The following is a 15,759-nucleotide window of genomic DNA, read 5'->3' as shown; positions in this document are numbered from 1 at the left end:
CTTCTGCGCAAGAAACTCATGCCAGACCTGACGCTCAGAGCGTATTTGGGATCGAGCCCATGAGAGCAGTGATGGCCTGTTTGTATTTTTCGAACTCCGGCGACGTCTGACGGATTTCGGTGGTCGTTGTCTGTGACCCGGCGTCGGTTGCCAGATGAGTCAGCTTCTGGCCCATTTTTCTTTCGGCCCAGTCCACCACGTAGCTGGCTGTCTTGCCGGTGAGGAACGGGTTGGCCTGGATGACGGCCGACCCCAGGACAGCGCTCAGCTGCGCCGAACCTGATGCCGACAGAACCTGATGCGCGCCTTCCATTCCAAGGAAATGACAGAGATAAAGCCGGCCGGCCGTGATTTGGTGGCCGCGCTGGCGCAGGTAGGCCTCGCCTTCGCGCGCCAGGTTGCGCACCATCTCTCGCGAGATCGTGGCGTCGTAGCGCAGGGCGAGTAGGTCGTCGGTCGACAGCGTGCGTGCAAGCTCCGGGCGGTAGGTATTCATCATCCTGATCCAGGTCTTGGTTATGAACTGGCCGGCGCCCGTCGCGGAAGAATTAGGATTCTTGGCGCGAGCACTACCGCCACTTTCGACGTGAACGATGCGCTCGGTGAGCGTTTCGACCGCGGAATCGTTCGATGCGACCGCGGTAACCGTGCCCAAGGGGTCGATCGCCTCGCCGTTTTGGTAAAGCTCGAAATGCAGGTGAGGGCCGGTCGATAATCCGGTGGTGCCGATATAGCCGATGACGTCGCCTGCCTTGACCTTGGTGCCGACGCCGGCTTCGATTGCAAATTTCTGCATGTGCGCATAACGCGTCTCGCGGCCGTTTTTGTGCAAAATCTTGACCAGATTGCCGTAGCTTCCCCCATCGCCCTGGAAGGTGATCTCGCCATCGAAGGCGGCTGCGATCGGCGTGCCGACGGGTGCCGCCCAATCGACGCCCTTATGGATGCGCACGGTCCCCAGAATGGGGTGCTTTCGTGGTCCGAAGGTGGAGGTCATGACGCCATTCACCGGCGTGACCATGCCGTTGGTGACTGTCAGCGAGCGTACCTGATCGTCACCTGTAACACACGCAAACTGGCCGTCGCTTTGCTGGAAGACAAAACAGTCGAGGCTTTTCTCGCTCCCCTGCACGCCCACATACAGAACCCGTCCCGCGCCCTCGTCCTTGCCCCTGGGCGTCTGTGAATAGATCATCACCAGACGCTGGTCCTCGCTTGCAAAGGCGTCCAGATCCTGTCCTCTCGAAAGATACATGATCGCCTCGCCGATCACGCCGGTTGGAACATTGTTGCGGGCTGCCGTCGAATAGATGGCGTCGAGCAGACGATACTGTCGTTTATGCGTACCTTCTTCCTGTGCGCCCGAATAGTTGAACAGATCTTCGCGAACCCAGGGATCAACACCCGACACGAAGGCGCCCGCGCCGTTGCGCGTCAGCGTACCGACGAACAGGTTCTTGGCGTAGATCGAAACCTGCATCAGGGACATTGCGCTCGTGTCGCGCGTCGGCCTGAACCCTCGCATCGCAACGACGTAACCCGCTGCCAGGCCGTCCCGGTGGAAAAGCGCGCTCAGGGCCTCGCCTGCCAGCTTGGCATCCTGCGCGGAGAAGTGCGCATCCAACGCTACGCTGTCCAGACTGCGATCATTGAGAACCTTCACGAACGTGTCTTCGGTCGCCGCGAATCGCTGGTACTCATTGGTGACGGCTACGACGCTCGTGTTGTTCTCGATCTCGGTCTTCTGGAATGCCGGCAGGGCTGCATCGCCCGCATCGATCGTCTCACCCCATCCGGCTTCGGGATCGTCGCTGTCGGCTTTCTGACCGGAAGCCGCTTCAAGTTCCCTGGCGGGAGGCGAGGGTTGAAGATCGTTCTCCAGATCGCCCGATGGCGCGGCAGCGGTTTTTCGTTGCGCTTGGAAGAATGCGAAATCCTCCTGCGTCGACGGTATCGTCGTCATGAATTTTTCGCTGGCGCTCAGCATGACGTCTGACAGGACTTCGAGCTGGGGAGAAACGTCGGCCTGATCGAGTTCTGCCGGACGCGGGACCACTCGGCCTTTGGTTGCGGCGCCGGCATCTGGCGCAAGGGTGATCCACATCGGGTCCCCCGCCAGATCGATCAGCGCTGGCACGTAGACGGATGCGTCGGCCGGCACATCGTCCGCCCCCTCGACCGCATGCAACTCCTCGTCTTCGTCGCCGAATGACCAATAGTCCGCGGTCAGGTAAAAACCGGCGGCCACGCAAAGCAGCACAGCCGAGGTCAAACCCACCATCAATCTACGCCATAGCGTGCGCCTGCGAAGGGCGGCGCGCGCCTGCTTCTTCTGTCTGAAGCTCGTGTCGATATGGTGTGTCACGGATTGCTTGCGGTCAGAAAGAAGGTCCACCGCACCTGTTCGAGGGTGTCGACTTCCAGAAACCGGGCGGTGATGTGGCCGCGCTGCCAGCATTCGTCACTGCCGCGGATCGAGAAACGTCGCCGTTCGATGCACATTTCGGTCAATCCGGCGAGGATGGCATGACCAAACACGTCAGTTGCATAGATGTAGACGTAGCGGTTGGTCAGTTCCTCCCGGATAACGTTCACGCATTGGTTTGCGCCGATGGTCCACCATCCATCGGTCTGGTCCGCATTGTCGACCTTCTGGCCGACGGCGAGATTGACGACATCGAGTGTCTGATTGCAGACCGTGAACTCGGCTCGCGCTTGGCTGGACAACAGCAGGGCGAGGGGAGCGCCCAAAATAATCGCGAGTTTCATGCGCGCCCTCGGGGCAGATAGGGCTGGAACCGGACCTGCTGCTTTTCGGGCAGGGCAGACCAAGCGGTCAAACACCAGCGGTGGCGTTCCATGCTAGGCCCACGCTATCCGCCGAGCCGGAAATACTTGGCAGTGGCTGAGAACCGAGATCCGTCGGTCTCGACTTCCTCGATGATTTTGGGCAACAGCGCCGAAGCCGGCGTGGGATCGGAGAAGGCAGCCGACTGAATGTCGCGAGGGCCCGTGATCACCAGTATTATCTGCGGCACGGACTTTCCAGCAGCCTTATCGGCCGCGCCGAGACCAATCGGGATCCTGAAGGTCGCCTTGTCCGACCCGGTGACGATGCGGTCGTCGAGATTGAACACCATGCCTTTGTGGTCGATCAGCAGAACGCTGGAGATGAGTCCTCTGCGCGTTACCAATGTACCGCTAATCGGCGTACCGTTCGGCACGGATGTTCGGTCGAGAACAAGCTGCGGCTGGTCGGCCGCGGTCTGTCCCAGAAAGCGCAGAAAATTGGTTACCTCGCATTGGCTTGGCTCAATGAGGCGGACGCTGATGTCTGGCTCGACATGGAATTTTGCCTGGAAATCGCCGAGCATGCGTTCGAATGGCTGGACGGCCGTGCCAAATCCTTCGATTGCGGCGGCCTTGTCGGTAGCAGATGTGACGGCGGCATAGAAACAGTCGCCGCCGCCGAAGGCGCGAACCCAGGCGACGCGTTGAGCGATATCGTCGACCGCCGGGGGGATCGCTGGTTTGGGCACGTTCAACGCTACAACGCGTTGGTTCGGCTGCTTGCCTGTCGGCAATGCAGAAATCTGGCTGTTGCCGTTGGCATCCACCGCTGGACCTGCATTCGATTTCAGTTCCGGGATTGGGGCGGCCGGCGGGCTGGCCCGTGGTTCGGGCTTTTTGGTCTCGACAACCTCCGTCTCAGCCGGCGGCGGAGTTTGGACCGTTTCGGCTTCTGGCGGGGTTGGAGCGGTCGTAGCGGGCGAAGTCGGCTTTTGCCTATCGCTGGCCGTCGTGTCGGGCTGGATTGCCGGCGATGCCCTTTCGGGCGGCGGCGCGTTCGTCGCGATTGGCTTCGGCGGCGCCTCGGTTCGTAGAGGTATGTCGACGGGCTTGGCCGACGGCAGTCTTTGAGCTGCCACAGCATGTGGCTTATCCTCGGCGGGCGGTGTGCCGGCCTGCGTTTCCGGCTGCGCCGGCGGAACAACCTTTGGCGGCTCGGGCGCGTTCGCTACATCCTGCGTAGCGGCGGGCTGTGACGTTTGGGGCGTGGGCTTTGCTGGCTCTGCCGCGGAAAGCGACGTCTTGCCGACAGTCGGCGTCGCGGGCGTCATGACGCCGCCCAGATAAAGGCCGCCTCCAGAGGCCACGGCTAGCGCCGCCAAGGCACAGAGCGCGATCGTTCGGGTCCTTGTGGATTTGCCAGGCACCTCGGCCATGGCCGTACGTGCAGCGCCGAGGGGGGGCGGGCGCGGCGGTCCAGACAAATGCGCGGGCCGCACATGCTGGACGAAGCGCGGCCTACCTGAACCCGTCGCGTCTGCGTCGTCGTGCCGCTCGACCTCATTCTTGCTGGCTGGAGCAGCGGCTTGCCCTATCGGCGGCAAACCCGGCCTAACGCGGGGTGTGAGGGAAGTCGGCGGGATTGTCTCCTCGTTGTCGTCACGTGTCATCCTGGCGATTTCGGCCATGCTGACGGGCCGGTCTCGCGGATCCGGTTGAAGCATGGCTTCGACAATGCCGCGAAAATCGTCATCGATATCGGAGAGATTAGGCACGGTCCGGCGCTTTTCGATGACTTCGAACTGCGAGCCGCTCATATCGACCGGCTTGCCGCGCAAGGCGGCAACCAATACCAGCCCAAGGCTGTAGATGTCGGACTGCTCTCTGACGTCGCCGCTGTAGAGCCCGAGTTGTTCGGGCGAAACATAGTTGTACTTTCCCGCGAACCTTCCGCCTATCAGGGTCTCTCCGCCCACCGTCGCCGAGCGTGCGATGCCGAAATCGATGATCTTCGCACGGTCAACCCGGTCCCCCGGCAGAATAATGTTATCCGGCGAGAGGTCGCGGTGTATTGCTCCGGCCTGGTGCACGGCGCTTAGACCGGAAGCGAGGCGATGGCACAGCTTTCGTACCTCTCCCGTCGGCATCGCCCCACGTCGCATGATGTCGAACAACGACGCTCCATCGACGAATTCCATGGCGAGGTAGGGACGACCGATCCCCGGATCGATCGTGAAGACGTGATAACGCACCACCGCGTCATGCGACAGGTGGTTCAGGATAGTTGCCTCTTTGCGAAACAGGGACAAGATCGTTTGGTCGCGCGCGAATTCCGGCAAAACGATCTTGATCGCGACATGGTCGCCGGTCTGGATGTTGTGGCCCCGGTAGACTTCGCCCATGCCCCCGAATGCGATCCGCTCGTCAAGTTCGTAGATACCGCTCAGTTGCGTGCCCACGGCAGTGTTGGCCGCGCCTGGCGATATCCGCGTCTTGTCGTCGGCGCTCATCAGCCCCGCCCCCGCGCTTTGTACAGAGCTGGACGGGGCGACTGGCTATCGTATCCGCCCGCGACCCTGACAAGCACGATGGTCACATTGTCTGTTCCGCCACGCGCCAGAACCGTTTCCAGCAGGTTTTCACACGCCGACTGAGGTGTCGCGGACACTGTCGCAGCCTTGATCTCGGCATCGGTGACATGCGCCGTCAGGCCATCGGTGCTCAGCACAAAGATGTCCCCCGGCAGGATTTCACCTTGCTGGAAATCGATGACAATCTCGTCGCTGACGCCGACTGCCTGCGTGATGACATTGCGGCGCGGCCAGGTGAGCGCTTCGGCTTCGGTGAGCATGCCTTTATCGATGAGTTCCTGAACCTCGGTATGGTCCTTCGATATTTGCGAGATCGAGGCCTCGCGGATCAGATAGACGCGGCTGTCACCAGCCCAGAGGCAGGCGAACCGCCCGTCTATGGCAAGCAGGGCGGCAAAAGTTGAGCCGATTGTTATCCCGCGAGACTGGGATATGCGGCGGATCTCGGCATTAGCCCTGCTCAGCCTGTCTTCGAAGCGCGCCCGAAGATCCGGTGCGGAGCTGGCAATCCCGATCGTTGCCAGATGATTGACGATACTGGCTGAAGCGACTTCTCCGGCGTCGTGACCACCCATCCCGTCGGCGACCAACCACAGGCCAGCCTGGGGCTCGACCAGGTAGTTGTCTTCATTGAGCTCCCGCACACAGCCTCTGTGGCTCACGCCGAAGCTTTCAATGGGAAGGGCGACATTGTTCAATTTGCCACCAAACGCTTCACCCAGCGTCCTCCGCGGCGCACCTTCGGGCGCGTTCGTGCCACTTTGCCACAGGCTCAAACATTAGAGTATCGAAAACTAAAATATGTGTGTGCCTGGTTTTGCGCTTCTGCGGCTTACTGCCCAGGATCATCTCAATCTCAGAACGCCTTGGGACAGGTGAACCCGGAAAGGGCCGGGAGCAGGAAGGGGTTGGTGCCGGACCCTGTCTGGATCGTGTAGGTGACGTCGCGCCCGCCGATCACGAAGCGGGCCTGCATGCTGCCCTCGTTGCCCGTGATAGCCGCCTTGCTCAGAAGCCGCGTCAAGGCCCACGGCCCTTCGAACGTGATGGCGGACTGGCGCCCCGGCATTTCTGGCGTCAGGCTGAGGCTCGCGGATGGGGTAGCCGTACCGGTCGGCCAAGTCACCGTGCTCGGCCCATTTCCGGTCTGGTTGCTCTGAACGGTCTGGCCATCGATATCAAGTACGGCCATGTCGGCATCGCCATGCAGCGAGAAGGGTGTAAAGGTGACGCTAACGGAGGGTACTGAAGCGCCCGATGGAAAAAAGGCAATGCGGATTTCCGCAGCCAACTGGAAGTCCTTCAAGGTCGATTTCGACAAGTTGCGTCCAAAGCGCGTATCCTGTTTCCAACGCCAGTCCTGGCCGGTCATGTCGATCAGCGAGGCCAGATTTTGTGCAAAGAACCGGTCCATCAGTCCGCCTGGGGCGAACAGCTTCGCGAAATCGGTCATGACGACATCCTCGGTGCTGCTCCCGTCGAAGGGGTAACGGCCGTTGATCGCTGCCTCGCAGGGGGCTGTGACCGTCTGGTCGAGTATCTGGTTCAAGTTTGTCACCGAGGTTTCGGCGACGTTACCTTCGAACTCATCTGCCGTCGTGTTGACCATCCGGCCGAGTTGCTTGGGCAGACGCGAGACATTGGCGCGAAGGGTGGCAATCTGTAGCTGCAGATTACCGTTGAGCCGCTCCACCTGCGAAGGAACTTCGGTGGCCAGTCGCAGGCTTTGATAGATGTCGCTGAAGTTCTGGGTTAGTGCGTCGATCGGGCGATGTCCGGTGGGCCCGTTCACCAGGACCTGGAATGATTTGAATCGCGCTTCAATGTTCGCGCCCGGATTCAAGTTCTGTACGTCAGCGGGCTGTGCGCCGGCGCGGATTTGCGATTTGCCGTTGGCTATGTGTATGCCGATACGGGCTAAGCCCTTGGCTAATTCTGCGGCGCTGCGTTGCTGGTTTTGAGCCGCGGATTCTGTCTCGGCGCCAGGACCGTCACCTGGGTCCCGTGTCAGCGCCGTCTCGTTGGCGATCGCCGAAAACAGCCGCTTTATCGGCGAATTGGGGGAGGCAGCGGCTGAAAGCGCGGTATAGTGCGGCTTGTCTGTCAGCATCGCCTTGAATTTCAACTGGTCGAGAACGCTGTTCCACGCCGCGGCGAACGCCTTGCCGTAGCGATCGAGAAGTTCCGGGCCGAGCCTGAGCAATTGCTGATCGATGTCGCCTTGCTCTCCGCCACCACCGAGAACCCACTGCTCGTCAACGAGCATCTGCGCAACGCGCGAGAGTTGGGCAAGGTAGAACCTGTTGAAGCCGGCATTGGTGTAGAGACCGGGAACACGAAGGTCCGCCAGATCGCTGCCATCGATACGTTCGAACAGCAGTTGCGCTTCGGGACCACCTTGCTTGGAAATGGAAAAGTCCTCCAGCGCCGCCGCGTAGATCGCCGACTTGATCAAAGCGGTCGCTCGATCGGCAAGGCTCATGCGTTCGAGAGAGCGTTGTGCGGCTTCAACAAGTGGCTGGTTCAGTTCGAAAACGGGGTCATAGGCGTCGTCCAAGGCGAGCATGGCGCGCAGGTGCTTTTCGAGGTGCGCTCGTCCCTCGCGGTTGTTTTCGCCCGGGTATCGGTTCTTTTCCCAATCTTGCTTCATCCAGGAAACGATCAGCGCGTCATCGACCTTCGGCGCCTTGCCACCAAGCATCAGGTAGATTTTCAACGGCACGTAGAGTGCGGCGGGATCGCCCATCTTGGCTTGGATCGTTCGCTCGGCCTGGATCAGCAGGCGCGAGCGCAACATGCGTTCCAGGCCTTTCCGATAAGCGGTCCGGGACGCGGAAAGAAGTCTTTCCCGCTGACTGAGGCCGAACGTCTCCCCGATCGGTGTCGCTAGCTCAGCGGCTTCGAATCCGGCCGGCAGGTCGCGCAACTGGTCGAGCGGGCCGATGACGTTTTCAAGGTCGACATCGGTAACCGTGGCTGCCTTGAGCAGCGTTTCCGCCGTCGCGCGATACTGGCCCATGGCAACCGTTGCGGACGCGATCAGCGAGCGGTTGGCCGCGAAGCTCAGAGCGAGCGTACCGAGTGCGGCAGCAGCGATCAGCGCTATCGTACCGAGGCCGCCAAATCTGGCCACCGCCGCCCGCCTCGCAGCTGATTTGTCATACGAAACCCATCCGGATTCGGCAAAAATGACGTCCGTCAGCAGATCATGCAAAAAGAAGCTTTTGCCGGTTCCGGAAAGATGCGGGCGGGAATTGCCCCCGAAATTGCGGCCGATTGCGCCCAGCACCTGATCGATGGGCGTTCCCTCTTGCGTGCCTGACGAAAAATAGAGTCCACGCAGGCTGGCGTTCACCTGGCTGCGGGACGGGTCGAATAGACCGGCGACAAAACTGGTTATGCGCCCCCTCAGCGCGCCGAACTGAGCCGGAAAGCCGAAGATGGAGATGCGCGTGACCGGATCAGCCTCTTCCTGGAGGCGGTCGGCCATCTCGTCCGCCAGTCGTTCCGCCAGCCCATCGAGTTCGGCAGGAGCCGCGGCGGCCATGTTCCTATCGCGCTCCGCCGTCTGGAATGTCGTGCCCCATACCTTGCGTCTGCGCGCCTCGTCGAAACCGCCGAAATAATCCGTGAACCCTGAAACCAGATCGGCCTTGGTGAAAAGCAGATAGACGGGAAACTGGATCTTCAGCGTCTCGTGAATTTCTCTCAGGCGGCTGCGTATCTCGACGATGTGGGCATCAAGCTGCTGATCATCGAAGCTCATCACATCGGCAAGGCTGATGGCCAGGATGACGCCGTTTATCGGTTGTCTGGTGCGGTACCTCTTGAGCAGTGACAGGAATGCGAGCCAGCTCTTCTTGTCAATCTCGGGATTGGAGTCCTGCGTCGTATAACGACCTGCGGTGTCGATCAGCACGGCCTGATCGGTAAACCACCAGTCGCAGGCACGTGTTCCGCCAACACCGGCCACCGGTTGGGCGTCCCCCGAACCGGCAAGCGGAAAATTCAGGCCTGAATTGACCAGAGCCGTTGTCTTGCCGGCACCCGGCGGGCCCATGACAACGTACCAGGGGATCTCATAGAGAAAGTTGCGCTTGCCGCTCGACCGTTTGAGCGCCGCCACGGCCTCGTTCATCCGCGCTTCGAGCACCCGAGAATCGTCATCGCGGTCGTCATTGTGCGCAACGACGGCTTCGAGCGCTTTTTGCGCCTTCCTCGCTTTCCAGAAACGCAGCGCGTAAAAAAGCGCCAGCAGCGCGAGGATCACACCAATGATCGTCGCGCGCAGCCACCCAGGTCCGAGCGGCCGGATCTCGGTGAAGCGGATCAATGGCCCCGCAAACCACACTGCCGCGGCGAAGCCGACCAGCGCGATCACGCTGAATATCCGCAACAGCCAACGCGTCATGGGTGGTTCCAGCGGGCCGTGCTCACAGTGTTTCCTCCCGGGGGATCATCACATCGACACGGCGGTTCTTGGCGCGGCCATCCAGTGTCGCATTGTCGGCGATTGGCTCGTCCTCGCCTTTACCCTCGACCGTCAGTCGCGAGGGATCGCTGAATTTCACTGCCATCAACACTTCGACTGCCTTCGCCCGGGCGACGGAAAGGTCGAAATTGGATTTGAACGCGCTCGACTTTCGTGGCTTCACATTGTCCGTGTGGCCGACGATCCGGATTGGTCCAGGCTCGTGTTCCAGAGCCGCGGCGATGTCGGTGGCAATGGGCTGGAATTCCGGCCTCGCCTCGGCCCTGCCGGACTGGAACAGCAGGAGATTGTTGATCTCCACGACGATGAAGTCGCCCTTGGTGCCGATGGTCAGCCCGCCGCCTTCGAGATCCTTGGCCAATGCCGCACGAATACGATCAATCTGCGCGGTGGCCGCTGGTGGGGTGACTTTCGCCGGCTCAGCCAACGGCGCCACGCTGGCGCGTTCTATGACGACTGGTGTTGATGGGTCGAGCGCCAGCAATTCACCCGCGACCGCCTCGCCTTCATTGGTTATGAAGACCCGCAATGCGAAGAACGCCGCTGTCAGCAACGCGGTCGCCGCTGCCGCGACGACCCAAAGCGGCAGGCGGGCGGAGGACTGCGCCATCGTCGCCGCTACGCCCTGCCAATGCGGCGAGATGTCTCCACTGGAACGCGGCCTGAAATAGCGAAGCGTCTCGTAGACGTCGCGACGAACGCGTTCGAGATTGTTGTCTTGTCGCGTCACGCCTCGATACTGGCCTTCGAAACCCAGCGACAGGCAGGCATGCATCAGTTCGAGCAGATCGTAGTGTTTTTCGGGACTGGCCAGGATCTTGTTCAGCGCTTCGTAGAAGCCGGTGCCGGTGGGCTCGAGGTGAAAGAATTGCCGCAGCATCCCGTGTGGCGCCCAGGCGTCATTCCTGGGCCAGGGCAGGTTACCGATGAGATCGTCGGCGGTTTCGCAGAGGGCGAATTTCGCGATCCGGGCATCCTCTTCGGCAACCCCTGACTTCTCAACTATCCGGTCGAATTTCTCAATCGCCTCGGTGACATGTTGCGCCAATGGCGCCGCCTGTCTTTCAACGGGCAAGAGCCTGAACTGTCCGAGCAGCATCAGCAAAGGTGCCGCCGCGGCGAGAATGGGGTTTGCCGCGGCGTATTTGATGCCGCTCCCGGCGTTGAATAGGCTTTCCTGCTCGATCCCTGTCGCCGGCGCAGTTCCAGCAGAGCCTGCCGGCGCCCCAACATCGCCGGGGCCACCTTGATAAATCACGGTTCCGGATGCCCAGCCTGGCGACCGCCCGCCGCCTGGATCGAACACCGTCGAATCCTTGATTGGAGAGGACTGGCCTCGGTCCGCGACGGGCAGCTCGGGAATTAGCGTCGATTTTTGCTTGCTCCGCGGATTTGCGCGAATGACCGTCTTGCCCGCCGGGCCGAAGGGGTCGTCCTCCGAACTCATCGCAGATCGTCCGTGCAGGCGGGGCGCCGGCGATGGGGTGAGATGGGCGCAGAACGGTTTCCAGTCGGGTAAAGGAAAAACAGCCGCTGCCGGCCGTGGCAGTGGCTAGAAGATGCTATCCCGCCGTGGCATGACATTTGCCGCAGACCCCCAGCTTAATGAGTCTTACCCGCTTGGCGAACTGTCTTATGCGATCGTAATCTCAGAAATCGTCGATTGGAACCGGCCGCCGGCGTCAGCGAGACTTTTCTTCGCCGACTGCCGTGCCATGCATTTTTGGCCATGTGCCATACGTTTCCCGGGGCCGTGCCTTCCTGGGGTCTCCTATTTCTGCTTGCCGGCCTTGGCGTAGGCCTCGCTGAAATAGGCCAGGAATATATCAAGCATGCCGTTTTCATGTGCCTCCTCCATGGTCCGCCATGTCGCGACATAGACGTCCCAGGCTTGGCTCTTCTTCCTCGTAAACGAGGTAGGCGGGAGTTTCCTGCCGATCGCCTCGGGCGACAGGTCGTCAAGCAGCCGGGAGAGCGCGGTTTGCATCGCGGCATAAGTGGCAAACTCGTGAGTCTTGAGATCGCGGAACGCATCTTCGATGCTGCGCCTGGCATCAAGATAGCCGGTCCTGCGCCGGGCGAACATGATTTCCAGGATGTCGTCGGTTCCTGGAACGAACTTCATCGGATTGTTGTCGGCGGCGCTGATCATCGTTCGCTGTGTGCTTTTGGCCAACATTTTCGCGGCCGCGCGTGCTTTCAGCAGCAGGGTCAGCTCCTCGACCACGTCCCGCAAGACCGCGCCGATTTCGGCGGCAACTTCATGGGGGTCGCGCGATTGAAGCAATTCCGGCGAAATGCCGGCTGCGATCGCGATCTCCCGCAGCACCTCGTCCCTGGTTGAGGGCAGGGCGGGCGACGGGAATGTCGGCGCGGAAATGCGCTGTGCCGACCGTTGCTGCGCGGGCTCGAAGAAAGGCCCATCTCCGAACTCCAGCGGCCGGCCTGTCGCGACCGGCGTTTCCCGCTGTGTCGAATCGCGGCTGGGGTGGTCTGCCGTGGCGCGCTCTTCTTCGACCGATACCAAGACGACATAGCGGCCGATCAGCATCCGGTCGCCATCGACCAGCCGATGCGGGCCACTCATGCGCTGGCTCGATCCATTGATGAAGGTCCCGTTGCGCGAGATGTCGTACAGCCAGAACGCGCCCGCCTCGTATCGAACCTCGCAGTGCCGACCCGAGATGAATTTGTCGGGGTCGGGCAAGGTCCAGTCACAAGCATCGCGCCCGATTTCGAAGCCGCTATCACGCGCCACGTAGCTGGTCGAGGTGCCAGCGAGCAGGGCGTCGACATTGTTGATCCGCAGACTGATGTACATCCAAGATCGCCGTCGATCGTTGATCGATACTCCAACATTCTAGCAGCTTGCAGGCAAAACAGGACAGCGGCGTTTCAAGCCGACGAGTCGAGGGGTAAGATTCTGTCGCCCGCCCGTCCTCTTTGGTCAGCGGGAAAACATGTGGTAGGCTAAGCATGGCCTGGCGTGGCGGATTTGGAAAGTTCCTGAACGTAACACCGCTAATGACACCGTTGATATAGCGGGAACTTCAAATCCATCACATTGGCGGCCGCGTCCAGGAGGGGGCTCGACCCATGCCGAATGAACGTGCCACCGTTGTCCGCACACCGGTTGGCTCCGACTTGCTGACCTTCACGCATCTTGTCGGACGCGATGAGATCAGCCGTTGCTTTGCCTACACGGTCGGGTTCGTGAGCACAGACTCCGATATCGACCCGTTGAAGATGCTGGGCGGGCCTGTCTCGATCGAAGGTGAATCCGATCCAAAGCGCTGGCTCAGTGGAATCGTGTCGGAGTTTCGGCTCACCCGCATGGAGGACCGGCTAGCCTACTACGAGGCCGTCATGAGGCCGTGGCTCTGGTTTCTCGGCAACACCACAGATTGCTATATTTTCCAGAACAAGAGCGTCGTTGACATCGTCAAGGATGTCTTCAAGAAATACGGCATCTCCGAATTCGATCTACGCCTGCAAGGGTCCTATCCGGCGCGTGAATATTGCGTGCAATACGACGAGACCGATCTGGACTTTGTGCAGCGGCTGCTGGAGCACGAAGGTATCTTCTATTTCTTCGAGCACGATGACGGCAAGCATACGCTTGTCCTGGCTGACGCGATGAGCAAGCTGAAGCCTGCGCCGGGCTACGAGAAAGTGCTCTATAACTTTGAAGGTCAGGGCTCCCGGCGCGACGTCGAATACATCACCGAATGGATACCGGGCAGCTCGGTGCGCCCAGGCGCCTATGCCCACACCGATTATGATTTCAAGAAGCCGGGCGCCGACCTTATGGCCAAGTCGGCCCAGCCGTTCAGTCACAAATTGTCCGCGGGTGAGAACTACCGCCAGCCGGGCGCGCATCTCGAAGTAAGCCGGGGCGACAGCCTGGCTTCGATCCGGCGCGAGGAGATCCAGGCCTTGCACCAGCGCATCGCCGCGGCCGGCACCGTGCGGGGCTTGTATTCCGGCTGCACGTTCAAGCTGGACGGTTTTCCGCGCGAAGACCAGAACCAGGAATATCTGGTGGTCAGCGCCGAATACAGGCTGTTTGACCCCGGCTATAGAGCCCAGGCCGACGTCGAAAGCGAGAGTTTCAAAGTGGTCCTCGGTGTGGCGCCGACAGCCTTGCCCTATCGCCCGCCGCGGACCACGCCACGACCGATCATGCGCGGCCCGCAGACGGCGACGGTGGTCGGTCCATCCGGCGAGGAGATATTCACCGATAAATATGCGCGGGTGAAGGTCCAGTTTCATTGGGACCGCGTCGGCAAGAAGGACCAGAACAGTTCCTGTTTCGTACGGGTGTCGCAGAGTTGGGCCGGCAGTGGCTGGGGGTTCATCCAGATACCGCGCATCGGCCAGGAGGTCATCGTCGACTTCATCGAAGGCGACCCGGACCTGCCGATTATCACCGGCCGGGTCTACAATGCCTCGCAGATGCCGCCCTACGGCCTGCCTGGCAACGCCACACAATCGGGCTGGAAGTCGGATTCTTCCAAAGGCGGTAGCGGCTACAACGAACTGATGTTCGAGGATAAGGCCGGCTCCGAACTGGTCAATTTCCAGGCGCAGAAGGATCACAACCTTCTGATCAAGCATGACCGCACAAAGCTGGTCCAGCACGATCAGTCCGACCGCATTGACCACGACGCCAAACACTCCGTCGGCCACAACCTCGACGAGGACGTCGGCAACAACAAGACGGTCAAGATCGGCGTCGACCAGACCACCAACATCGGCTCGAACGACACCGAGACAGTGGGCGCCAACCGCTCGCTGACAGTCATGGCCAACGAGACCATTCATGTCGTGTCGAACTCGACGGAGAACATCGACGCCAATCATTCTCAGACGGTGGGGATTGTACAGACGATTACGGTGAAGGCGGCGCGTATTGACACTGTCGGCGCAGCCGAGACCCGCAGCGTTGGCGCCGTCCAGACGAACACCATCGGCGCGTCAAGGTCTGTGACAGTTGGGGCAGCGCAGGACCACAGCATAGGAGCGAGCGACAGCTGGCAGATCGCCTCCGACCAGAGCGTGTCCATAGGCGGCGGCCATACCGAGAGTATCGCGAAGGATCAAGGCTCGACGGTCGGCGGCGGACGCACCGCTTCGGTGGGCAAGGACGATTCCACATCCGTGGCCGGCGCGCATTCGCTTTCCGTCGGCAAAGACAGTGCCATTTCGGTCACCGGCAATGGCACGATCAAAATCGGCAAGAAGCTGGTGATAGACGCAGGCGACGAGATCCTGATCCAGACTGGATCGGCAAAGATCATGATGAAGAAAGACGGCACGATCGGCATTGAGGGCAAGGACATTTCGGTCAAGGCGTCGGGCAAGATCAGCATCAAAGCATCGAGCGATATCACCATGAAGGGCTCGAAGATCAGCGAGAATTGAGGGTGCAGCGATGAGCGACGTTCGCGAACGCATTGACGGTGTGGTGATCGGCATCTTTCTCGGTTTCGATGATGCCGCGTCGCCGCTGGTGGTATTCCCCGGCAACCCCGAAGAGACGGCTTTGCCTGCGCGCAGCCTGACCGAACTGACATCCGATATGGTCGGCTCAGAGGTGGCTTTGCTCTTTCAGGAGGGCGATCCCATCAAACCGCTGATCGTCGGCCGCATCGTCGAGCCGGCGCGCAAAACCGCCGCACCGCAGGTCGTGCGCGACGGCGAGCGCATTCGCATCATCGGCGAGGAGCGCATCGAATTGCGTTGCGGCAAGGCGACGATCCTCATGGAAAAAGATGGTCGCATCACCATTCGCGGCACCTACGTCACCAGCCAGGCGAGCGCCGCCAACCGCATTCGCGGCGGATCGATCGATCTCAACTGATGTTGGCGGCAACGGGAAAGCCG

At 60.9% G+C, this 15,759-nt stretch carries 9 protein-coding genes and 1 pseudogene; 2 read left to right on the top strand and 8 right to left on the bottom strand.

The window, feature by feature from the left end; genetic code table 11:
- Positions 1 to 34: 34 nt before the first annotated feature.
- From FJ979_RS11980 to FJ979_RS33440, 8 genes and pseudogenes are all read right to left on the bottom strand, one after another.
- Positions 35 to 2,365, bottom strand: coding sequence for a M23 family metallopeptidase (locus tag FJ979_RS11980; RefSeq protein WP_140581344.1), 2,331 nt, complete (start codon positions 2,363 to 2,365; stop codon positions 35 to 37).
- A complete protein-coding gene (locus FJ979_RS11975; protein WP_224646917.1) occupies positions 2,362 to 2,844 on the bottom strand; it encodes a DUF1036 domain-containing protein in 483 nt (160 codons plus the stop codon). Before FJ979_RS11975 ends, FJ979_RS11980 begins: the two co-directional genes overlap by 4 nt.
- Positions 2,845 to 2,873: 29 nt before the next feature.
- Positions 2,874 to 5,300 (bottom strand): serine/threonine-protein kinase, encoded by a 2,427-nt coding sequence (locus FJ979_RS11970; RefSeq protein WP_140498306.1) that lies wholly within the window; start codon positions 5,298 to 5,300, stop codon positions 2,874 to 2,876.
- Positions 5,300 to 6,079, bottom strand: coding sequence for a protein phosphatase 2C domain-containing protein (locus FJ979_RS11965; protein ID WP_140581123.1), 780 nt, complete (start codon positions 6,077 to 6,079; stop codon positions 5,300 to 5,302). Before FJ979_RS11965 ends, FJ979_RS11970 begins: the two co-directional genes overlap by 1 nt.
- A 158-nt stretch (positions 6,080 to 6,237) precedes the next feature.
- The gene (gene tssM / locus FJ979_RS11960) at positions 6,238 to 9,792 is read right to left on the bottom strand and encodes a type VI secretion system membrane subunit TssM (protein WP_140581120.1); all 3,555 of its coding nucleotides are present in this window, start codon (positions 9,790 to 9,792) and stop codon (positions 6,238 to 6,240) included.
- A 22-nt stretch (positions 9,793 to 9,814) separates the two neighbouring features.
- Positions 9,815 to 11,179, bottom strand: a complete 1,365-nt coding sequence (gene tssL / locus FJ979_RS11955; RefSeq protein ID WP_348640085.1) for a type VI secretion system protein TssL, long form — start codon at positions 11,177 to 11,179, stop codon at positions 9,815 to 9,817.
- Between the two features lie 465 nt (positions 11,180 to 11,644).
- Positions 11,645 to 12,424 (bottom strand): type VI secretion system-associated FHA domain protein TagH, encoded by a 780-nt coding sequence (tagH, locus tag FJ979_RS11950; protein ID WP_318013162.1) that lies wholly within the window; start codon positions 12,422 to 12,424, stop codon positions 11,645 to 11,647.
- Positions 12,425 to 12,694, bottom strand: a pseudogene (locus FJ979_RS33440) (FHA domain-containing protein); the annotation flags it as partial.
- 275 nt (positions 12,695 to 12,969) lie between these two features.
- Here FJ979_RS33440 and tssI point away from each other — a divergent pair.
- Together tssI and FJ979_RS11940 are read left to right on the top strand one after the other, a co-directional pair.
- Positions 12,970 to 15,297, top strand: a complete 2,328-nt coding sequence (tssI, locus tag FJ979_RS11945) for a type VI secretion system tip protein TssI/VgrG (protein ID WP_140581117.1) — start codon at positions 12,970 to 12,972, stop codon at positions 15,295 to 15,297.
- Between the two features lie 10 nt (positions 15,298 to 15,307).
- Positions 15,308 to 15,736, top strand: coding sequence for a DUF6484 domain-containing protein (locus FJ979_RS11940; RefSeq protein ID WP_140581114.1), 429 nt, complete (start codon positions 15,308 to 15,310; stop codon positions 15,734 to 15,736).
- Positions 15,737 to 15,759 lie beyond the last annotated feature (23 nt).

The sequence above is a fragment of the Mesorhizobium sp. B1-1-6 genome, assembly GCF_006443035.1.
Taxonomy (GTDB): Bacteria; Pseudomonadota; Alphaproteobacteria; order Rhizobiales; family Rhizobiaceae; genus Mesorhizobium.
The sequence above is the reverse complement of the archived record's forward strand: the minus strand, read 5'-3'. Positions and strand labels throughout refer to the sequence as shown.